Consider the following 21,712-nt stretch of genomic DNA (forward strand, 5'->3'; position numbering starts at 1 on the left):
ATGATGGGAGTAAGAAGCAGGTATCGCTAAACAATGCGAATACTTTTGAATCCTAAGGCAACCATATAACCAGAAATAATGAAAGGTGCGTGCTTGAAATGAGATTAGAAAACAAAGTGGCCATTATTACAGGTGGAGGTACAGGAATCGGGAAAGAAACTGCACTATTATTTGCTAAAGAGGGAGCAAAAATAGTTATTACTGATATAAATGAACAATCTGGGAACGATACAGTCCGTGATATTCAAACTATCGGCGGTGAGGCAGTATTTATCCGCCACGATGTTAGTAATGAAGAAGACTGGAAAAAGGTTGCAGATGAATCAATAAAAACATTTAAGAAAGTGGATATTCTTTTCAATAATGCAGGTATCTATATCATAAAACCCCTTGCAGAAATCGAGCTTTCTGACTGGAACCGCTTAATGTCCATCAATGTGACAGGTGTGTTCTTAGGCATGAAACATATTATGCCGCTTATGGCTAAACAACATAATGGTTCTGTTATTAATGCTTCCTCTATTGCAGGCTTAACAGGTGCTGCTGGTCACGTATTATACGGCGCTAGTAAAGGGGCTGTTCGCATTATGACAAAAGATGCTGCTATGGAGTATGCTCCATACGGCGTACGTGTCAACTCCATTCATCCTGGCTACATTGATACAGGTATGGCAGACTATGCATCAGCAACAACAGGAAGCTCAAAAGATGAATTAGGCAAAAACTTATTCCCATTAGGACGTTTAGGCTCTGTAAAGGAAGTAGCGCAAACTGTATTGTTTTTAGCTTCTGATGAATCTTCCTTCTCAACAGGTGCAGAATTCGTTATTGATGGCGGAGCAACAGCAAAATAATTAAAGGTGGTCATTTATATGAAACTAAAAGATAAAGTAGCAATTGTTACAGGTGGGGCTAGTGGTATCGGTGAAGCCACAGTTCGTTTATTTGTAGAAGAAGGCGCTAAAGTCGTTATTGCCGATTTTTCTGATCGTGGACAAAGCGTTTCTGAAGAATTAAATAACAATGGTTTTGATACACTTTTCGTAAAAACAGACGTAACAAATGAAGCGGACATTCAAAACATGATAAAGGAAACCGTTACTAAATACGGTAAACTTGATATTATGTATGCAAATGCAGKCGTAGCTGACGATGCACCAGCACACGAGCTTTCTTTTGAAAAATGGAAAAGAACAATTGATATTAATTTATCAGGTGTATTTCTATCGGATAAATATGCCATTGAACAATTCCTTGCCCAAGGAACAGGTGGCGTCATTGTTAACGCTGGTTCAATTCATAGCTTCGTTGCCTTACCAAACCCTACAGCCTACTCATCTGCAAAAGGTGGCGTTAAATTATTAACACAAAACCTATGTACTGCTTACGCTAAACAGGGTATTCGTGTAAATGCGGTGTGTCCTGGCTATATCGACACTCCTCTATTAGCTGAGGTCGATGCTCAGAAGAAAGAATATTTAGCATCCCTTCACCCACAAGGTCGACTTGGTAAACCAGAAGAAATCGCTAAAGCCGTTCTCTTTTTAGCAAGCGATGACGCAAGCTTTGTTAATGGTACAACGCTTCTTGTTGATGGTGGTTATACTGCTCACTAATGAGGCTTTGAATAGACTCGCCTAAAAGCTAGTGCATTTAATGATGCCATTCTAGCCGTTAAAAGTGCGAAGCGATCTGGCTGTTGTATCTGAACCCTTCACTGAAAAATGACGAATTTATAATCCACTCAAGTAAGACTCAACCACAATTGCTATTTAGCTCTTGTGGTTTATTTTGTAGGTGCTATGTGTAATCTTTCAATTCAATTTAAGATTCCTAAAAGCAAATTGTGCTATACTATTTCTATTATCGAAATATTAGAAAGAGGGATGCTTAATGACTRATTTACAGCAAATTGATGCTTATTTTGCAGAACACCGTGAGGCACATTTAAATGAATTGAATGAATTTTTACGAATTCCAAGTATCAGTTCTTTATCCGAGCATAAAGAGGATATTCAACATBCAGCTGAGHGBCTAGCCAGTGCGTTTGAAAAACTAAATCTTGAAAATATCTCCATWACACAAACAGCTGGGCACCCTGTTGTTTATGCAGACTGGCTACATGCAGAGGGTAAACCAACTATTTTATTTTATGGTCATTATGATGTTCAACCTGTTGATCCACTAAATTTATGGGACAGTGAGCCTTTTAATCCTACAATTCGAGACAATAAATTATTTGCTCGTGGTGCGAGTGATGATAAAGGACAAGTCTTTATGCACTTAAAAATGATTGAGGCATTGTTTGCTACAACAGGGACATTACCTGTCAATGTTAAGTTCATTTATGAAGGTGAAGAAGAAATTGGTAGTCCACATCTACCTGCCTATGTTGAACAATATAAAGAAAAACTAGCGGCAGATTTAATTTTAATTTCCGATACAGGTCTTTATGGTCCTGGGAAGCCTGCGGTATGCTATGGTTTACGGGGCTTAACGGGCATTCAAATTGATGTGCGTGGAGCTAAGGGAGATTTACACTCCGGTCTTTATGGTGGTGGCGTACAAAATGCTATTCACGCATTAGCTGAAATTTTAGCATCCTTCCGTGATGAGCATGGTACGATTCAAGTTGAAGGTTTCTACGACAAAGTGTTGCCATTAACAGAAGTGGAACGTGAGGCTTATCTTGCGCTTGGCTTCGATGAAGAGTCTGTTAAACAGGAAGTTGGCGTAAAAGAATTATTCGGTGAACAAGGGTATTCTTATTTAGAACGTACTTGGGCCCGCCCAACCCTAGAGGTTAACGGTGTATTTGGTGGTTTCTCAGGTGAAGGCATCAAAACAGTGCTGCCCGCTGAAGCTGGCGCTAAAATCACATGCCGTCTTGTACCAAATCAAGAGCCCGATGAAATTGTAGCACTTTTAAAAGCACATGTTGAAAAGCACAAACCTGCTGGTGTGGAAATCAACATTTCTGAATTCGATAAAGGCCGTCCATTCCTAACGCCTTTCGATCATCCATTTATCCAGGCTGCTGGACGCTCCTATGAAAAAGTATATAATGTACCAACAGCATACACACGTGGCGGTGGATCCATCCCTATCGTCGCTGCGTTTGATGAAATTCTAGAATTACCTGTAGTGCTAATGGGCTTCGGTCTATCAAGTGAAAACTTCCATGCACCAAATGAACACTTCCATTTAGAAAACTTTGATAAAGGCTTACGTGTTCTTAGTGATTATTTATATGAGGTTTCAGGATTACAAAAATAAATATCGATTAATTAAAAAATCCMMTVACYGWSMRARKGMAGSGATTTWTTTGCTWTGAKTAMTMACCAAAAATCGTAACGATATCAGCTGCTTGTTTGCGCTCTTTGCCTTTTGGCACTTCATCAAAATAACCAACTTGTAGCATAGCAATGACACGCTCACCTGGCTGTACCTTTAAAGCTTCACGGAATTTTGGGTTATCTAGGAAGCCTGGTGTTTTCCAGCAAGAGCCTATGCCTTTATCCCATGCCAGTAACTGCATGTTTTGAATAAATGTACTTGCTGCTGCATAATCTTCTAAACGTTCTTTTTGACGCGCATCCTCTGGAACGATAACAAAGGCATAGCCACCTGGTAATGTAAATTTCAACATCTGCTTCGCTAAATCTTCGCTTGAAAGCTCCTGCCATTTAGGAATTGTTAAGTCACGTAATAGCTGGTGAAGATTTGTTAATTCCTTTCCACAGGCAACAACTAATCGCCACGGCTCACGATTACCATGATTGGGAGCCCATACTGCATCGTCAATAATAGCCATTAAATCCTCACGCTCTACAGGCTGGCCATTAAACTTTTTAATGGAACGACGTTGAATAATTGCATCTCTAACAGATAAAATTTGTTCGCTCATATATCAATTCTCCTTCTACCATAAGACAACATATTAGAGTTTATCTCTTCTATCTTTCACATTATCATATATTTGTATGCTTTAAAACTACCTGTTCCTAAGCAAAGCTGTCATCTATATGATAGAAAAAGTAGGTCATGCTTGGCGTATAGGCGGTGGAATCCTCGTAAAAATAAGGTCGATTAATACTATCTGAGGTGTGGGCATTCACATAAGGAATACCATTTTGAATACTTGTAACAATAACGGAGTGGTCAATTCTACCATTCCCTTGAAAATCATAAAAAATGACATCTCCAAGCTCTAGTTCCTCTGCATATTGAACACGTCTACCCTTCAATCCTGTTGTAGATCCTTCTAAATACCATCGTAATGAATGGGCAACAGACCAGCTAAAGCTCCAATTCCCTTGCTGAATCCACCAGCCTTTCTCTCTACTTGGTGCACCTCGCATCGGTGCCCCTCCTGCAAGTAAACACTGAGATATATAGTTCGTGCAATCTACATCAAAATTTGGAAAAGCAGGATTGCGTCTGTTCCACCACAAATTAGCATATTGAACTGCAGCCTGCCTATTATACATTTTTGCCATACATAACCTCCTCATGCCATCATATGTCTATTTAAGCATTTCTATTAGTTAGGTCCTTCCTCATAATTCTTATTGAAATCCATTATATTCAGCATGTTCCTTTCCAATTTCAAGAACATTTTTGCTACAATAAGGATTAAAGATATGTCAATTTTATTTTATGACCAGAAGGGATGTTGAATGTGAGGCAGCATGCTGAAAAAGAGATTTTACAGCCAACTCTTTTATGCGATAAAAAAGGTAATTTAAATCCAGCAGCCATCGGATTTGCACGCAAACCACTTATTAATAGCAATTTAAGCGGCCATCTCATGCGCAAAAAGAAATGGAACTATTGGTGTGTCTACGGTGATGAAATCTTGTTTTCAGCTACGATTAGTCATCTAGATTACGCAGCAGTCTGCTTCGTTTATTTCCTTGAATATGAAACACAGCGCTATTTTGAAAAAACGATCACAATCCCCTTTGGTGGTAAACTAAAAATGCCTACACAGGTTTTAGAATCTGTTTCATTTAAAAATAGTGAAATGATGATTGATTTATTATATATACAAAATGAAACACATCTATCTGTTTCCATACCAAACTTTGACGGAGATGTTTTACGAGCAAAGCTTATCATTCAGCACCCACCAGCGGACGAAACCTTAAATGTAGTCATTCCTTGGAATCGCAAAACATTTCAGTTCACAGGCAAGCATCACATATTGCCAACATCAGGTGTTGTCACAATTGGTACTCGGCGTTTTAATTTCTCAGCTGAGGAGAATTTTGCTGTGTTGGATTATGGACGAGGTGTATGGCCACGTGAAGCATTATGGAATTGGGGAATGGCCTCTCAACGAGTACGTGGACGACGCATCGGACTTAATTTAGGAGGTAAATGGACAGATGGCACAGGCATGACTGAAAATGCTGTTTTTGTTGATGGTAAAATGACAAAAATACATGAGGATTTATTATTTCAATATGATTCTGAAGATTATATGCAGCGTTGGAAAGTGAAAACAAAATTTTCTAATCAGGTCTCCTTAACCTTTTCACCCTTTTTTGAGCGTATAGCCCAAACGAATGCCAAACTAGTTAAATCAGAGGTACATCAACTATTTGGCTATTACGACGGTTCTATTTTACTCGACAATGGTGAAACACTGGTTATTCAACAAATGCTCGGATGTATTGAGGAACATCGTGCAAAATGGTAAAAACCCTCTAGAGGACGTTGCTTTCCGTGGGTATTTTGAAAATGCAAATGATTCCACGGAAGCTTTTGTCTCCTAACTGTCCACTTTTGCTCTAACTAAGGGCTCTTAATATTTTTTCTGGATCATCTGTAAATATCGCCTGTACACCGAGCTGTTGTAAACTTAGAGCATCGCGTTGTTCATTGACGGTATACACACGTACAGTTGCACCTTCAGCGAGAGCTAGTTTAACTGATTTACGGAAGGAAGTTGGCAAACTTACATGTAACGCCTTAGCTGGTATAAGAGCAATGTAAGTTGGGAAATCCACCAGCACCTCTGCAAACAATGCTGCACTTTCTATATAAGGCGCTATTTTTGATATTGTTTGCAATGATTCATGATTGAAAGATGAAATGATCACCCGCTCTGTCATTTGCTGTGCTGCTACTTCTTTGAGCACGAGCGCTTCGATTCCTTCATATGCAATAATGTCTGTTTTCAGTTCAATATTGATACGGTGATTGGTACCTGCAAATAACTCCAACACTTCCCCTAAGGTAGGAATTACTTCATCTCCGAACTCCCGTGAAAACCACGAGCCAAAATCAAATGTACGTAATTGTTGTAATGTAAAATCTTTTACATAGCCTGAGCCATTGGAGGTACGATCAATGGTCTCATCATGAATAACCACTACCTCTTTATCTGCGGTTAAATGAACGTCTAGCTCTATCCCTGCTATAGGAAGCTTTGATGCTGCTTGAAAGGCAGCCATCGTATTTTCTGGATAGTTTATCGAAACACCTCTATGTGCAAATATGTCCAAATTCAATAACCTCCTCTATTATTATTCAAAGAAAAACCTTCCAGCCCCATGTAATAGTAGCATAATTAACATTTTAGCTTTCACTTGCTGGTAAATATTATATATAGTAGTATGATAATCTACTTTGAAATTGTAAGTACCTAGGAGGTGCTAAAAAATGASTGTACAACATCCAGATTWTCAGGCTGAAGTAGAGCGGATAGCGTATAMCCAAGGCTATATGCAACAAATATTAGACGAATCACAACGAGATTTAAAATCTGCWCAAGAAAATWTCCGCAAATCTATGGCCGATCTTGATTACTTAGATTCGAGTTTAAGTTATTTAAATATCTTAACAAATGCCAGATTTTTTGAAATGGCACGTAATCAAAAAGAAGGTCTAGAGGCCGTTCGCAAKAAGCCCTATTTCGCTAGAATCCATTTCCAAAAAACCGGTGACCCAGAAGAATTCCTTTATATTGGGAAAACATCACTATTTCATCGTGAAACCCATGAGCCCATTATTGTTGACTGGCGCTCACCCGTAGCTAATGTTTATTATGATGGACGTCTTGGTGACATGGAGTACGATGTCCGTGGTGAAGTTCATAAAGGACATCTCTTTGCTAAAAGGCAATACAAGATCGAAAATGGCGAATTACTCGATATACGAGATATTGATCTAACCACAAATGATGAACTACTACAAGAAGCATTAGCTGGAAAAGCTGATGTCCGTCTAACTGAAATTGTTTCAACCATTCAAAAGGAACAAAATGAAATTATTCGAGCACATCTTCGTCAACCAATTATTGTGCAAGGTGCTGCTGGTAGTGGAAAAACAACCATTGCTCTACACAGAATATCCTATTTCCTTTATACAATGGGTGAACATTTTAATCCTGAGCAGCTCATGATTTTAGCACCGAATAAGTTATTTATTGATTATATAGGCGATGTTTTACCAGAGCTTGGCGTCGATAAAATATGCCAAACTACTTTTACAGACTACGTTCTTTCTGCCACTAAATTAAAGCTTAAGCTTCAAAATCCAAATGAACAATTAGAATTGCTCGTTGCTGGAGGAAGTCAGCCTACTACCTGGATTGCTGAAATGAAAGGCTCACTTTACTATCGTGATGTCATCGAACGCTACGTACAAAAGCTGGAACAAAAGATCGCAGAGCAATTCGAAGATGTCTATATTGAAAAATACTGTATCATGCGTGCTTCCCACCTGAAGAAGCTGTTTTTATATGAATTCTCATATATGCCTATCGAAAAGCGACTTGAACATATTAAAAAGGTCTTAGCAAGCCATGTACGTCAAAAAAAACAGGCTGTTTTAGCTACACTCCATAAAAAGTATGATGAAGCATTGGGTAAAGCCTTAAATGGAATTCGAGATGATGAAAAACGGCGACGTGTTGTCACAAAATTCATTGATGAGCGTGATGAACGAATTCCTGCCATTGAAAAAGAAACGAAGACAACGGCATCAGCTTATATGCGTCGCTTTCCCAAACATAATATTAAAACACTCTATCGTACCCTTCTCACCGATGCAGAATTATTAGCAGAACTCGCCCCTGAATGGCATTACCTTGAACAGCAACAATTTTTGCAGGCACATCGTAAAGAACAATGGGCACTCGAAGATTTAGCTGCACTATACTATTTACAAGCACGTTTAAAAGGCATTGCAGATGAATGGAAGATGCGTGTTGTCTTTATCGATGAGGTCCAAGATTACAGTTTATTTCAGCTTGCTGCTTTAAAAGCAGGTCTTGATACAGATATGTTTACTATGGTCGGTGATTTAGCACAAGGTATCCATAGCTATCGCTCATTAACAGCCTGGGAACCTGTCCAAAGCTTATTTCCTCGTGCAAGCTTCCGCACTTTGCAAAAAAGCTATCGAACAACAATTGAAATTATGGAAGTCGCGAATCAAATTCTAGCACAGATGAATGAACAGCTACCTTTAGTAGAACCCGTTGTGCGTCACGGTAGCGTACCAAGTTTTATTCAAGCGGAGCAATTTGATGCCTTCAAAGTTAAAGAGATCTTTGAAGCTATTCGTCAAAATGGCCATCGATCCATCGCTTTAATTTGCAAAACTACTGCAGAAGCCATTACTATGCAACAGGCATTAAAAGACAATGATATTGCTTCACAACTACTAACGGAAAATGAATCTATTAATCAAGAAATGTTACTTGTTGTGCCAAGTCACTTAGCTAAGGGACTTGAATTTGATGCTGTCATTGTAGCTGCCTACGATACACCATTTTACGATACACCCATTGACCGAAAGCTACTTTATGTAGCTCTTACACGAGCCATGCACGAGCTATACTTAATCGGTCCATCCAAAAAGACATTTTTATTAGAAAATTAAAAAGTCGCTAAAAGGCGACTTTTTTCTTTGCATCATTAATTTCTTGGGGGTAATTTATAAAACTTCCCTTTGGATAAATAAGCTTTCACAACTTTCCACCATGAATTAGGGGCTTCCTTCGGAGGAGACTTCTTCTTTGGCAATGCTGGCATGCGCATGATCACGACTCCTTTCTTAAAGCTTATTAATATTATATGAAGATAGTAGGTGATTATGATAAAAAAGGGCGATGAGTTGATATTAAATACCTCTCATCACCCTTTTTTCTATTGTTTTACATAATAATCAATTTGCTGTGCTTTCATAAAGCCTGCTTTTTCATAGACAGAAAGTGCTTTTTTATTGTCTACTTCTACATCTAGCATGACAAACGCTGCACCAACCTTACTCGCATAATCCTTTGAAAAGGAAAGAAGGGCTGTCCCAATACCTTGTCCTTCACAATTTGGATGTACAGCAAGTGCTGTTACCCACTGGATTTCATTTTCCTTAGCTGTAGTCACTGTGCCAACAACTGCACCATCTCTGTAAGCAACCCAAAGCTCTCTTCCATTTGTTGATGTATTAAAAGCAATAAGCTCTTCTGATTCTTTGGGTAGATCTCCAAAAGCCTCACAATAAATAGTAATCAGTTCAGCTTGCTCTCCGTTATAGGCTTGAATATTTATATCACTTCGTAATGTAACAGGCTCTGCTTTTGTTTCTAGGGTCGTTTCTGAAAAACTATAGGTAAACCCTTTGTTTTCAATAAATGTGTGCCCATAAGGGGAACCATCAATTACTACAGCTAATTGCCCCTCTGCCCCTCTTTCTTTTAGCCCTACTTGTATACCCTCAACTAACGCAGTTCCAATACCCTTTTGTCGATATGCAGGTGTCACCACTAATGACCACTCATATGTATGAAGTCCCATTAAGTCGATAGCACTAGCAGCACCAACTAGTAAATCCTTATCATCCTCATACGCTAGTACCATGAAGCCTTTATTCTCGAAAGAGCTAGCCATAGGTACATTCATAATGGTTTCATAGACTCGATAATCTTGAACTGTTGCTTCTTCACATAATAACTTTACTTCTTTCAATGTTTCTCCATCTAATGGAAAAGACACTGTCATCACTGAAATATTCATCATTTACTCCGTTCCTGTAACAGACTATTGCCCTATTGTAGCAAGAATGAAAATAAGCTGGCAACAAAATATATTAATACCCGCTATTAATCAGAATTTTACTTCAAATATTAGAAAAATAAAAGGATTTATACTATAAAAATTCAGTAAAATGACTGAAATTTACTAGAAATAATATACTAATTTTTCTAAAATAGAGATATTTATTCTTTCACAACCCATTACTTTTAAACTATCTACTGCTTCATATTTTAATAATGTTATATAATAATTATACCATTTATTCAAATTAATAACATTTTNAATTCAATAAAAAAGAGCAACTTCAAATGAAATTGCTCTTTTTCCATCTATTCCTCAAGATGGTGTGAGGATGAATACAGCATTTGTGCATAAAGACCACCTGATTCGATGAGCTTTTGCTGAGGTCCAGCCTCCACTAATTCCCCTTTATGCATCACTAAGACCATATCGGCATTATGGACAGTATTTAAACGATGTGCGATCACAAAGCTCGTGCGCCCTTGCATTAACGTATCGAGTGCCTCTTGTATCGCCAGTTCTGTCACAGTATCGATACTGCTTGTCGCTTCATCCAATAGTAAAATTTTCGGATCAGCTATAAGTGCCCTTGCTATAGAAAGTAATTGCTTTTGGCCTTGGGAAATCTCGCGTCCATCCGCTGCAAGAATAGTATCATACCCATCCTTTAGTTTCATAATGAATTCATGTGCATTAGCTTGCTTGGCCGCTTCCTCAATCTCTGCATCACTCGCATCCAGTCTGCCATATCGGATATTCYCGCGAACAGAAGCCTCAAACAAAAATGGATCCTGTAAGACAAAGGCCATTTGTGAACGAAGGGATTGTCGATCAATTTGCTGTACATTTATACCATCAAATAATACCTCTCCCTTTGAGACGTCATAAAATCTTGCAATAAGTTGAAGGATTGTCGTTTTACCAGCCCCAGTTGCACCAACAAGGGCTACCGTTTGACCAGGTTCCACTTTAAAGTCTACATTTTTTAGTGTGTACCCCTCTTCTTCTAGTTCATATTTGAAGTACACCTGCTTAAACGTTACATGTCCCAATAGCTGATGCTTTTGTGCTGACACATTTTCTGCCTCTGGTTGTTCATCAAGCAAGGAAAATACACGTTCTGCACCAGCAAGGGCTGACAGTACCGTATTAAACTGGWTTGCTAAATCATTTAAAGGACGTGTAAATTGTCGTGCATATTCAGTGAATATAACAATTACCCCTATCGWTACATGTCCATATAACGCAAGGACTCCTCCTACACCTGCTACAATGGTAAAGCTCATATTATTTAAGAAGTTCATAACTTTAGGAATATAACCTGAGTATGTCTGTGCCCAAAAACCAGTTCTTTTTAAGCGCAAACTTTTTTCACGAAATTCTGCTTTCATTCGCTCCTCTTGTGAAAATGCCTTCACAATCCGCTGTCCTGAAATTGTTTCTTCGATCATCCCATTTAAGGCGCCAATAGCTACCTGTTGTTCTTTAAACAGTGGTGCTGTACGACGTGTAATCCATCGCATCGCCCAAAACATCAGTGGAATAATGATCATCGTCAGAACTGTCAGCAATGGGCTTAAACTGAGCATAATAATGACGGTTCCACCAAGCGTAAGTACACTTGAAAATACCTGAATAAAGGAACTGTTCAATGTTGAGCTGACAGCTTCAATATCATTCGTCATTCTACTCATTAATTCTCCATGCTGACGACGATCAAAGAATGCCACTGGCAGTCTTTGAAAATGAGTGAATACACTTGTCCTTAATCTATAGATCGTTTGCTGGGCGATGCCAATCATCCAATAGTTTTGTAGGAAAAGTGAAACGGCTAATAACACATAAATACCAATTAATAAGCCAATCCCTTTATCTAAGCCTGAAAGCTCGCCATGCATAACATAGTGATCAATCATTTGACCGATTACATAAGGACCAACTAAAGCTAATATGGAGCTAATCATCACTAATAAGAGCACCACAATAAGCAGTGCGCGTTGTTCGTCGACAATTTTCCATAACCGCAGCAATGTACTTCTCCAATCAGCTGCACGTGGCCCCTTCTTTTTCTTCACACCCTGTTTCAGATCATCTTTTGTCAAAAGCGGTTCATAGCCAAAAGGTTTCTGGAAAAATCCCATTAATCCTCCACCTCCTGTTGAGAGATAGCTATTTTTTTATAAAGCGAGGAAGTCTCTAAAAGCTCTTCATGTGTGCCATAAGCAACTACTTTTCCAGCATCAATCAGTAAAATGCGATCTGCACCTTTAGCTGTACGTATTTTTTGCGTAACAACAAGCATCGTTGCTTTTTCTTCACTCAGTGCCGCCCACAAAGACTGTTCAGTTTTCACATCTAAAGCACTAGTACTATCATCAAGCATTAAAATATGTCCCTTTCTCAATAGAGCTCTAGCTATAGATAACCTCTGTTTTTGCCCCCCCGATAAATTGACACCTTTTTGCCCAACCTTGGTATCATAACCATTTGGAAAATCTTCAACAGATGCATGAATTTGCGCCTGCATTGTAGCCTGTAATACAGCATCCATTTCAGCCTGTGTATCTCCCCAACGCACATTATCTGCAATACTTCCTGTAAATAACAATGACTGCTGGGGGACATAGCCAATCACTTCCCGCAACTCTTGTAAATCCCAATGTTGCACATCCTGACCTTCCACAAGTATTCTGCCTTGCGTTACTTCATAGAACCGAGGAATGAGCTGTAATAATGTTGATTTTCCTGCACCAGTTGCCCCCATGATCGCTAGTTTCTCGCCAGACTTAACTTGAAAGCTCACATCTGACAGAACAGGAACATCTCCTCCTGGATAAGTAAAACTAACATGGTCAAAGGTTAATTCTCCATATTGTGTGGCATGACCTACTTCTTCTAAAAGAGATGTATCTTCAACCTCATTTTCAACGGAAAGGATTTCTGCCATACGTTCTGCAGATGCCTTTGCACGTGCGTAGAAGATAATAATAAAAGCGAACATTGAAAATGAGCCTGTCATACGCATTGCATAATTCACAATAGCCACAATATCACCAAGTGGCGTTGTTCCTGTAGCAATTTGTTTTGTACCAAACCATAAAACTGCGAGCAGGCTCATATTCATAATGAACAAAAGAACCGGCATAATATATTCCATTATGCGTAAGGCCTTCACAGTATCAACCTTTAACCGTGATGCAACTTCATCAAAGCGTGTAGCCTCATATGCCCCTCTTAAGTAAGCCTTTACTAATCGTATCGCCTGTAAATTCTCCTGTAAAACTCTGTTTAAACGATCGACCCTCTTTTGTACACGCCCAAAATAAGTCACACCTTTTGCCACCATAAAAAGAAGAAAAATAAAAATGATCGGTGCACCAATAACTAAAAATAAAGCTAATTTCGGATTTACGACAAAAGCCATAATAATGCTTCCWATCACAGCAAGTGGCGCTCGAAGCATAATACGTAAGCTCATAAACAGCACCGTTTGTACCTGTGTAACATCATTTGTTAATCGAGTAATAAGCGATGCAGTGGAGAATTTTTGATAGGTTGCTAGCGTAAAGGATTGAATCCTATCAAACAGGGCATTTCGAAGATCATATGAAAAGCTTTGAGCTGTATGTGAAGAAAAATAAGAATTGATAACGCCCGCCAGAAAGGCAACAAAAGATAGCCCAAGTAAAACAGCCCCCCATTGCAAAACCATTCCTTGATTTTGTGCCCTTACTCCCTCGTCGATTATTTTTGCCATAATGAGTGGCTGCACAAGCTCTACAAATAACTCTAAAAGCATTAAACATAAAGCAAAAATAGCTGTCCATTTATATGGCTTTACATAGGAAAAAACTTCTTTCATATTCTTTCCCCCTTGTTGGTAGATAAAATTTAATGATAGTTAAAAACTACTAACACTATAGTATATTTATGCTTTTTCTCCTGCTATAGAAAGCCAGGTTACACAAACAAGCATAACGAATACTCCTATTAATTGCCAAAAACCTAAAGAAGTACCGAAAATAATAACAGAGATCACCATTGCTGTTAATGGTTCAATACTAGAAAGAATGCTCGTTTCAACTGCCGTAATGTATTTCATACTACTTAAAAACAATATAAAAGCTACTGTTCCAAAAAATATTAAAGCAACTAMTAACATTAAAATTTTAAAATCTAHTARAACAACCCATTGAGTGGACTGCTGCCAAACACGGCTTACTAAGCCCAAAGTGAAGCCACCCACCAGCATCCCCCAGCCCACTACTAAAAGCACACTCCACTCCTTCATTAAGCGTGCAGGATACAAGGTGTAAAATGCAAATGTTAAGCCTACTCCTATTCCCCATAACAAGGCTTTTGGACTAATAAGTAAACTTTCAAATGATGCATTCGTTAGTAACAGAAACAACCCTATAAGGGTACCAATAATACCTAACACTTGATATTTTGGTGGCCATTTCTTTAAACTAAGAGAGACATACGCGACAACAAATATTGGCGCTAAAAACTGTAGTAAGGTAGCAAGCACAGCATTACTTTCATTAATTGCAGCAACAAATGTAAATTGGACACCAAGCATACCTGCAATACCAAAAACTATGAGTTGTCTCCCCCATAGCTTGTGCTGCCAAATTCCAAAAATATTTTTTCCTGTTAACAATAAATATGTAAGTAGTAATATACCTGCAACCGATAAACGGATTGTTAACATAAAGGATACAGTCAAAGGTGTATGATTAAGCAACCACTCCATTAAAGGGCCAGTTGCTCCCCATAACATAGCACCCGAGACGATAAATATTATTCCTTTTAAACGTTTCATACCAATCCTGCTTCCTATATACGTACTAAAAATTGTTACTTTTCTTCAAATCATTTCTKATATTTCACTAKAAAAGTCCTATTAATTTKTACTATMAAATATTTACAAATATATTCATAATGACTAATTCCCGATTATTATCTATAATATTAGTATATATTGATTACCCAAGGAGATCGAATAATCATGAGTCATATGCATAAATCATTTACGATTGATGAACATTATTTAAATTCACTTCCTTTTCCTGCAATTATCATTAATCAAGATGGACAAGCAACAGTCTGGGGAAAGAGTGCTGAACATCTGATTGGCTTATTAGCTAATGATATTAAAGGAAATACTACTCCATCTATACACGAAAATCTACTGCGTCAGCTTCCTGTCGAAACACTTCAATCTATTTTACAAAATGAGGACAGTACGTATCTAGAAAAAATTCAAGTACACACAACTTCAAATGCAGAAATAACAACAGCTCTGCTAGCTAAACCTTTTACAGATGAGGGAGAACGTTTTATTCTATTGATTTTTATGCTCCCAGAATTAATGACGCAGGCTATCTCTCAATGCAATACCTTTGTAAACCTTAAGCAAGGTTTAGATGCAACCTTTATGACCGTTACACTCGATCACGATGGATTTATCTTGGAATGTAATAATGAATTTCTAAAAACAAGCCAATGGACACCAAAGCGTGTTATCGGCAAAACCTTTTGGCAACTGTTCCCTGATAATGAAGTGAGTGAAAAAATTACACATACGATCTGGCGTAATTTAAATAATGGTCATACATGGCAAGGAGAAGTTGAAAAAATTACAAAAACGGGGCAATCCTATTGGGTGCTACTAACGGCTATTCCCCTCGTTAATCTTGAAACAAATGAACAACAGTTTATCCTAATTGAAAAGGATGTAACTAAATCAAAAACGATTCAACACCAACTTGAAAAAATTGCTTACATCGATACAGAAACCGGTTTGATGAATGCACATCGACTTGAAAAAGTAATCACCAATATGATTGACGATGAGAGACACTTTTCATTTGTTTATCTAAGTATTGATAAATTTTATACACTTAAAGAATTACATGATCAACAAATCGATCAAAGCCTTATTGTTGAATTTACAAATCGTATAAAAATGTATTTCCAAGATAGCACGATGGCTCGTATAAATGAAAATGATTTTGTTGTCATTACGCCTTTAAGTGAATGGTTTATTCAAGGCTTTTTATCTTACTTACAACAACATCCGATTTATAGCGGCAATATTGCTGTACCAATTTCTATTAGTGGTGGCATAACTAGATATCCTGAGGATCAATCAACATTCTCTCAGCTTATGAAGGCATCCATTGCTACTATTTCTACAGTCCGTGAGGCTGGCGGAGATAAAATTGTTTCTTTATCAACAGCAACACATAAGGCTTTAAATCGTAAAGCATTAATTGAAAAGCGCTTACTCCAAGCACTTGACCAAAAGAACTTGAAGGTACTCTATCAGCCACAAATCGATGTGTATTCTGGAAAAGTTACTGCTGTTGAAGCACTTGTACGTTGGGAAGATGAGGTCATAGGTGTCGTAACGCCTGATGAGTTAATTCCTATCGCTGAAGAAACAGGCCTAATTAATAATATTGGGTCCTTCATGCTGGAAAAGGCTTGTGAACAAGCATTACTTTGGAAAAAGGCTGGCTATGATTTAAAAGTATCTATTAACTCTTCTGTACGCGAATTCCGTGATAAGAATATGGCAAAATCTATACTTGAAATGATTACAAAAACAGGTTGTCCAGCGAACCTATTACAAATTGAGATTACTGAAAAATTTGCTTTAGAAGCTGAAGCCGCAACGTCTATTGCACAGCAAATGCGTAAGCTTGAAAACGAAGGCATTTCTTTTGTATTAGATGATTTCGGTACTGGCTACGGCTCATTTAGATATATGCAAATTTTACCAATAAGTACATTAAAAATCGATCAAACGTTTACAAATTCACTCTTGAAATCCGAAAAGAGCCAAAAGCTTATGAATGGTATGGTACAACTAGGTAAATCCATGGAATTGAAAGTGGTCGCTGAAGGTGTAGAAACAGCTGAACAAGCAGATCTATTAATCACTTACGGCTGCGATGCCATTCAGGGCTATTATATTAGTAAACCTGTTACACCTGAAGAGATTGAACTATTACTGACAAAATAACAATAATGAAGAAGGAGGCTGCGTTTATTTTGCACGCAGTCTCCTTCTATTTTTTATAAACCTTTTGTAATTTTACTTTACTGGAACGAACTGAGCGGAATATGAGTTGGATAATTACTTCTGCAAAAACTAGTCCAATAACAATAGCACCTGTAATTAAAAATGCCTTTAAGCCATATTGCAAGCCTTGTAAGTAATCATCTTCTACCACATTTCTCATTGCATTATAAGCCATGCCCCCTGGTACTAATGGTATAATTCCCCCAACAATAAAAATAATCATGGGTATTTTAAAGCGTCGGGCATATAAATGAGCAACGATGGCAATGACAAATGAGCCAAAGAAAGAAGCTTTGACAACATCCATGCCTTGCTCTGTTAGAACATAGTATATAATCCAGCCAATTACCCCAACGAGTCCGCAATGAAGTAGTGTTTTTCTAGGAACATTAAAAATAATGGCAATCCCAGCTGTCGCAAAAAAACTAACTATTAATTGTATAATAATGTCCATCATCTGCATATTATCCGCCTCCTAAAATCCTAGTGTGACGGCTATTGCTGCACCAATAGCAAAGGCTGTTAAAAAGGCCTCTGCTCCCTTTGCCATCCCTGACATAAAATGACCTGCCATTAAATCACGTACAGCATTTGTAATCAAAATACCTGGTACTAGTGGCATGACGGAACTAATAATAATTTTATCAAGTTCAGTACCATAACCATACTTTACTGCAAAGAAGGCAACAAAGCCGAGGACGAGTGATGCAGTAAATTCAGAAAAAAACTTTACCCTTGTTAAATGATTAATGATTACAAGTACTAGGAAACCGAGCCCGCCTGCCAAAAAAGCTATCGGAAAATCCGACCATCCACCCTTAAACATAATAAGGAAACAACCACTAGCAAGCGCAGCTGCCAAAACCTGCAAATAAGTTGGTAAAAAATAATTTGTTTTTTGTATCGACTTTAACTCGTCATAAGCTTCTTCTAATGTTATGATTTGAGATGTGAGTCTACGAGATACTGAATTTACCAAGGCGATTTTTTGCAAATCTGTAACCCTACTGGGAATTGATGTAATTCTTGTTGGCTGTGTCTTGCCTAACGAAAAAATGATGCCCGTTGGTGTGGCATAACATTGAGCATTTGGCATATTTTGAGAATGTGCCATACGCAGCATCGTATCCTCAACGCGGTATGTTTCTGCACCACTTTCAATCATAATGCGTCCTGCAAGCAACAAACAGTCAATCGTAAGTTCATTATCCGCATCTTGTAAGACCATTGCAGCTATCTGCCTCCTTCAAAAGGTTCCTTGCCAATATTAACGAACTGCCAATAAAAACTCAACTGAAAATTTTTTTCTTAAGCAACGGATTATCTTTCAATTTATTTTTACAGTTACACTAATATTACGCATGTGTTTTTTCTATTTTAGTAGGTATTTTACAACCTCTTAAATAGAAGTACAACTACAATTAATTCGCTGATTCTTGAAGAAAAAGTGATCTTAATAATTTTCCACAAAATTACATAAAAAGATTCTAGATTTGTATAACTTTTTTAATGACTGGCACGTCTGATTGTATAGAAAATAAAAAAAGAGGGGAGCGTATCCAAAACCATGCAGGAACGCAGAAAAAGACGCGGTCCAATAATTGATTTCTTATTACTTAGCCTTATTGTGACCTTAACAACTATTATACTTTTTATTATCCTTTCAAAGGATGACTTTAAGTTTCAAAAGATTAGTGCTTCAAAAGAATCCGAGACGGAATCGGTGAATAGTCATTTATCGACCGAAAGTTCTGCGTTTCCAGGCATACGTATTGTTACAGACGTTTCAAATGACAAACGAACACCATTTGCTATACATTACCCACAAACAGATAACGAGGTTTTTAATGATGCCGTATTACAATACATATCGGATTCAAAAGAAAACTATCTAACATCGATGAAGAAAAATAAAGATACAGATGCTATGGGTGAATTAAATATTAGTCTAGAAACTTTTCCGTACCGAGAGCATTACTATTCCTTTGTGCTAACAAAAATGCTATATGTAGGTGGAGCCAATCACGAAGTCTCCACAAAAACATTCTTCATTAACAACGAAACGGGCGAACAAATTACGATCCAAACGCTCTTACAAAATGATGAGAATAACTTATCTACGTTGGCTGTAAACGTCCGAAAAGATTTGCAAAAAAACCTCCAATTAAAGGATGAGCTTTTCAACGATGAACTATTAAAAGCTACCGAACCAAAATGGTCTAACTTCAATCGCTTTGCTATTGTTGATGATTCATTACAAATCTATTTCGATGAATATGAGATTGCTAGTGGAGCAGCAGGTACCCCAATAGTGAAACTACCCCTTTCGCTTATTAACCCTTTGTTAGCCTCCGAATTTCAAATCGCAATGGAAAATGTAAAACCAATTAATCCACCACCAACTGGTGATCCGAATAAAAAACGTATTGCTTTAACATTTGATGATGGTCCACATCCAAAAGTCACGGAGCAAATTTTAAATATTCTTGATAAGTATCACGCAAAGGCTACTTTCTTCATGCTCGGTAGTCGTGTACAATACTATCCTGACATCGTAAAAGATGTTCTTGCGCGCGGTCATGAAATTGGAAACCATTCGTGGAACCACCCTGTCTTAACAAAGCTTACGCAGGAACAAGTGATGAAAGAATATAACACGACTGCCACTGAAATTGAGAAGGCAATCAATCAAGGTGCCACAGTTTTTAGACCACCATACGGTGCAACTAATGACACAATTAATGCCGAGATTCCTATCCCTGTTGTGCTATGGACAATTGATACATTGGATTGGAAACATCGAAATGCACAGCAGCTATTGCCACATGTAAAAAATAATTTACACAATAATGCCATTGTCTTAATGCATGATATTCATCAATCCACTGCAGACGGACTTGACGCTGTTCTTGCCTATTTACAAGAGCAGGGCTATGAATTTGTGACTGTATCCGAGATACTGCCATATCGACAATAGTAATAAACAAAAAGTCCAATGAATTTCTCCATATTCATTGGACTTTCTTTTTGGTTGAAAAAGATGATGTCAACGGCAGAAAAAGCAACTTTGCAAGGCGAGAGGTTGACTTCTGTTCCGCCAGCGTCCTTTCCAGGGCGTCCAATGAGCCGCTTCACTCACCTACGTTCATCCAGGGTCTCATCTGTGACGCTATGATCTGACCCCAAAAATATAAACTTTTTTACGAAGCTTTTCGATACTCAACGGGACTTTTTCCGTTGAGTTTTCTTTTAATCCGCTCATGATTGTAATAGTAAATATAATCTGCTAATGCTTTTGTAAATTCTACATAGTTTTTAAACGTAGTTGTGTACAGAAATTCTGATTTCAGAATACCAAAAAAGCTTTCTATTACGGCATTATCTAAACAATTTCCTTTCCGTGACATACTTTGCTTGATTTCATGCGTTGTCAATAACGCTTTAAAACGGGGTATTTGATATAACCATCCTTGATCAGAATGAATGATTAAGCCACTCTTTTTCGATAACTTTGTATACGTAAACGCCTTTTTAAAAGACTGTTGAACTAACTCAAAATTAGGTGATTTTGATACCTCATATCCAACGATTTCTCGATTGAATAAATCTAATACAGCCGATACATAGATTTTTTGACCGTTTATTTTAAACTCTGTGACATCGGTTACCCATTTCTGATTGGATGCAGTGGCTTCAAAATCACGTTGGATGACATTCTCTGCGACATAGCCGACTGTCCCTTTATACGAACGGTATTTTTTAGGGCGTACCGTCCCTTTTAAGCCCAATTCTTGCATCAATCGTTGTACCGTTTTATGGTTGATGAAAAAACCTTCATTTCGGAGGGCAAGACAAATACGACGATAGCCATAACGCCCCTTATGGTGATGAAAAAGTGTCTGGATTCGTTCTTTGATCGCCTGATATTTATCTGGTTTTACCCATTTTTGAAGATGATAATAATACGTACTTTTCTTGATTTTTGCCACTTTTAATAGAGCTTGAAGTGGAAATTCCAGCCTTAGCTCATACACAGCTCTCATTTTTTCTTCGGTTTGAATGCTTCCTTTTCTTGAACTAAGGCTTTCAACTTTTTTAAATAGGCATTTTCCATCCGTAAATACTCAATTTCCGCTTTTAACTCTTCCGTTGTTTTTTCATTTAAATCAGACGAAGGTGGTTGTTTTTTTGGCATTGATTGGTGCTCCTTTTCTATTTGATAGAGCACCTTTCCAGCCTTGGACATCCACTGTTTTTTCCATCTCCGAATGGTTTCACGAGAAGGAATATTAAACTTCGCAGCAGTCTGAAGGAGCGAATCGCCCGTCTCTATCAGGTGTTGAATTACTTTTATTTTAAAAGAATCTTCGTAATTCGTGAACCCTTGAGGACGAATAATTCCTTCAATGCCATGGTATCGATATAATTCAATCCATAATCGAACGTACTGTCGATCCCTCTGTAATCTATTGGCAATCTGATACGTACTTTCCTTTTCTTCAATGTAAGCTAGAACTGCGGCTAACTTTTGTTCATCAGAAATCACTAA

The 21,712-nt window shown here is 37.8% G+C and carries 17 protein-coding genes and 1 pseudogene; 7 read left to right on the forward strand and 11 right to left on the reverse strand.

What is annotated here, in order from left to right:
• The first annotated feature begins 98 nt into the window (after positions 1–98).
• The 3 genes from ACHZEU_RS11495 to ACHZEU_RS11505 all read left to right on the forward strand — a co-directional run bounded on the left by ACHZEU_RS11495 (position 99) and on the right by ACHZEU_RS11505 (position 3,276).
• The gene (locus tag ACHZEU_RS11495) at positions 99–854 is read left to right on the forward strand and encodes an SDR family NAD(P)-dependent oxidoreductase (RefSeq protein WP_048393320.1); all 756 of its coding nucleotides are present in this window, start codon (positions 99–101) and stop codon (positions 852–854) included.
• A gap of 18 nt (positions 855–872) precedes the next feature.
• Positions 873–1,616: an SDR family NAD(P)-dependent oxidoreductase gene (locus ACHZEU_RS11500; RefSeq protein WP_404804551.1), complete on the forward strand. Its 744-nt coding sequence runs from the start codon at positions 873–875 to the stop codon at positions 1,614–1,616.
• Positions 1,617–1,893: 277 nt separating this feature from the next.
• Positions 1,894–3,276 carry a dipeptidase gene (locus ACHZEU_RS11505; RefSeq protein WP_404804552.1) on the forward strand — a complete coding sequence of 461 codons (1,383 nt, stop codon included), beginning with the start codon at positions 1,894–1,896 and terminating at the stop codon, positions 3,274–3,276.
• Between the two features lie 7 nt (positions 3,277–3,283).
• Here ACHZEU_RS11505 and ACHZEU_RS11510 read toward each other — a convergent pair.
• Positions 3,284–3,907: pseudogene (locus ACHZEU_RS11510) on the reverse strand (nitroreductase).
• Positions 3,908–4,004: 97 nt separating this feature from the next.
• Complete coding sequence (locus ACHZEU_RS11515) at positions 4,005–4,499, reverse strand: amidase domain-containing protein (RefSeq protein WP_004229655.1); 495 nt, start codon at positions 4,497–4,499, stop codon at positions 4,005–4,007.
• Positions 4,500–4,681: 182 nt separating this feature from the next.
• Between ACHZEU_RS11515 and ACHZEU_RS11520 the strand changes: the two genes are divergently transcribed.
• Positions 4,682–5,704 (forward strand): DUF2804 domain-containing protein, encoded by a 1,023-nt coding sequence (locus tag ACHZEU_RS11520; RefSeq protein ID WP_054549082.1) that lies wholly within the window; start codon positions 4,682–4,684, stop codon positions 5,702–5,704.
• A gap of 91 nt (positions 5,705–5,795) precedes the next feature.
• Here ACHZEU_RS11520 and ACHZEU_RS11525 read toward each other — a convergent pair whose 3' ends face one another.
• Positions 5,796–6,512, reverse strand: coding sequence for a glycerophosphodiester phosphodiesterase (locus ACHZEU_RS11525; protein WP_054549081.1), 717 nt, complete (start codon positions 6,510–6,512; stop codon positions 5,796–5,798).
• A gap of 157 nt (positions 6,513–6,669) precedes the next feature.
• Between ACHZEU_RS11525 and helD the strand changes: the two genes are divergently transcribed.
• Complete coding sequence (gene helD / locus ACHZEU_RS11530; RefSeq protein ID WP_404804553.1) at positions 6,670–8,895, forward strand: RNA polymerase recycling motor HelD; 2,226 nt, start codon at positions 6,670–6,672, stop codon at positions 8,893–8,895.
• Between the two features lie 266 nt (positions 8,896–9,161).
• On the opposite strand, the gene ACHZEU_RS11535 is transcribed toward helD, so the two are convergent.
• The 4 genes from ACHZEU_RS11535 to ACHZEU_RS11550 form a co-directional block, all read right to left on the reverse strand.
• Positions 9,162–10,031 (reverse strand): GNAT family N-acetyltransferase, encoded by an 870-nt coding sequence (locus tag ACHZEU_RS11535; RefSeq protein ID WP_279493769.1) that lies wholly within the window; start codon positions 10,029–10,031, stop codon positions 9,162–9,164.
• 347 nt (positions 10,032–10,378) lie between these two features.
• The gene (locus ACHZEU_RS11540; RefSeq protein WP_404804554.1) at positions 10,379–12,211 is read right to left on the reverse strand and encodes an ABC transporter ATP-binding protein; all 1,833 of its coding nucleotides are present in this window, start codon (positions 12,209–12,211) and stop codon (positions 10,379–10,381) included.
• Complete coding sequence (locus ACHZEU_RS11545; protein ID WP_048393307.1) at positions 12,211–13,932, reverse strand: ABC transporter ATP-binding protein; 1,722 nt, start codon at positions 13,930–13,932, stop codon at positions 12,211–12,213. The genes ACHZEU_RS11540 and ACHZEU_RS11545 overlap by 1 nt, the downstream gene beginning before the upstream one ends.
• A gap of 66 nt (positions 13,933–13,998) precedes the next feature.
• Positions 13,999–14,895, reverse strand: a complete 897-nt coding sequence (locus tag ACHZEU_RS11550) for a DMT family transporter (protein WP_404804556.1) — start codon at positions 14,893–14,895, stop codon at positions 13,999–14,001.
• Between the two features lie 186 nt (positions 14,896–15,081).
• Here ACHZEU_RS11550 and ACHZEU_RS11555 point away from each other — a divergent pair, with 186 nt between their 5' ends.
• Complete coding sequence (locus ACHZEU_RS11555) at positions 15,082–17,103, forward strand: GGDEF domain-containing phosphodiesterase (protein WP_048393302.1); 2,022 nt, start codon at positions 15,082–15,084, stop codon at positions 17,101–17,103.
• A 46-nt stretch (positions 17,104–17,149) separates the two neighbouring features.
• Here the strand turns inward: ACHZEU_RS11555 and ACHZEU_RS11560 are convergent, their stop codons facing one another.
• Both ACHZEU_RS11560 and ACHZEU_RS11565 read right to left on the reverse strand, forming a co-directional pair.
• The gene (locus ACHZEU_RS11560) at positions 17,150–17,626 is read right to left on the reverse strand and encodes a threonine/serine exporter family protein (RefSeq protein WP_081010948.1); all 477 of its coding nucleotides are present in this window, start codon (positions 17,624–17,626) and stop codon (positions 17,150–17,152) included.
• A gap of 12 nt (positions 17,627–17,638) precedes the next feature.
• Positions 17,639–18,391 (reverse strand): threonine/serine exporter family protein, encoded by a 753-nt coding sequence (locus tag ACHZEU_RS11565; protein ID WP_009371811.1) that lies wholly within the window; start codon positions 18,389–18,391, stop codon positions 17,639–17,641.
• A 339-nt stretch (positions 18,392–18,730) separates the two neighbouring features.
• On the opposite strand from ACHZEU_RS11565, the gene ACHZEU_RS11570 reads away from it, so the two are divergent.
• Positions 18,731–20,140 (forward strand): polysaccharide deacetylase family protein, encoded by a 1,410-nt coding sequence (locus ACHZEU_RS11570; protein ID WP_048393300.1) that lies wholly within the window; start codon positions 18,731–18,733, stop codon positions 20,138–20,140.
• A 223-nt stretch (positions 20,141–20,363) separates the two neighbouring features.
• On the opposite strand, the gene ACHZEU_RS11575 is transcribed toward ACHZEU_RS11570, so the two are convergent.
• Positions 20,364–21,206, reverse strand: coding sequence for an IS3 family transposase (locus tag ACHZEU_RS11575; RefSeq protein WP_066038259.1), 843 nt, complete (start codon positions 21,204–21,206; stop codon positions 20,364–20,366).
• Positions 21,203–21,709 (reverse strand): helix-turn-helix domain-containing protein, encoded by a 507-nt coding sequence (locus ACHZEU_RS11580; protein ID WP_066038258.1) that lies wholly within the window; start codon positions 21,707–21,709, stop codon positions 21,203–21,205. Before ACHZEU_RS11580 ends, ACHZEU_RS11575 begins: the two co-directional genes overlap by 4 nt.
• Positions 21,710–21,712 lie beyond the last annotated feature (3 nt).

Origin of the sequence: Lysinibacillus sp. S1, assembly GCF_044986265.1 — a bacterium.
GTDB lineage: Bacteria > Bacillota > Bacilli > Bacillales_A > Planococcaceae > Lysinibacillus > Lysinibacillus capsici.